This is a genomic window from Bradyrhizobium sp. 61 (assembly GCF_023073075.1).
Lineage (GTDB): Bacteria > Pseudomonadota > Alphaproteobacteria > Rhizobiales > Xanthobacteraceae > Bradyrhizobium > Bradyrhizobium barranii.
Map to the genome: position 1 here is coordinate 1 of NZ_JADPIU010000038.1, position 833 is coordinate 833.

Consider the following 833-nt stretch of genomic DNA (forward strand, 5'->3'; position numbering starts at 1 on the left):
TACAATTGCATCGCCTACGAACACGACTTGCGACTAGTGGTGCTGGCGGCCCTCGTATGTGCGCTCGCGTCTTTCGCGGCGATCAACTTCCTCAATCACGTCCGCAAGACAACGGGCTATATGCGCGATGTCTGGTTGTGCGTGGCCGCCACCGCAAGCGGCTTCGGCATCTGGGCGACACACTTCATTGCCATGCTTGCGTATGCTCCGGGCATTCCGAGCGGATACAACATCATCCTCACCCTGCTATCGCTCGTCGCGGCCATCTTGCTCACTGGTATGGGCCTTTGGATTACGTCCGTAAACAGGGTGCCCGCTGGGCGCTGGATCGGGGGAGCGGCCGTCGGCGGCGGCATCGCGGCGATGCACTACACCGGAATGGCGGCTTTCGAGATCGCCGGACGGATCCAGTGGGATCCCGTTCTCGTTGTTGCTTCCATCGTGCTGGGAGCGGCGATCGGAGCAACCGCGCTGCCAGCCGGCTTGCGCGACGGCTCGATGAAATGGAAGGCCATCGGGGCGGTGCTGCTGACACTGGCTATCTGCAGTCACCACTTCACTGCCATGGGCGCTGTTTCGATCATCCCCGACCCAACAGTCGTGGTGTCGCAGATGGCGCTTCCGGCCGGCTGGCTTGCACTCGGCGTCGCGCTTGCGTCGCTGACCATCCTGTTCCTTGCCTGCGCAGGTCTTGCGCTCGATATCCGCGAACGTCATCGCGCCGAACTGGAAGTCGATCGCATGCGCGGCCTTGCCGATGCGTCGGCCGAGGGATTGCTGGTCTGTTACGGCGACAAGATTGTTTCGATCAATTCGAGCCTGACGGAACTGAC

1 protein-coding gene is annotated in these 833 nt (G+C 61.9%); it reads left to right on the top strand.

Going from position 1 to position 833, the window contains the following annotated elements; all coding sequences use genetic code 11:
* On the top strand, positions 1–833 hold an 833-nt coding region (locus tag IVB46_RS11850), incomplete at both ends, for an MHYT domain-containing protein (protein ID WP_276010201.1).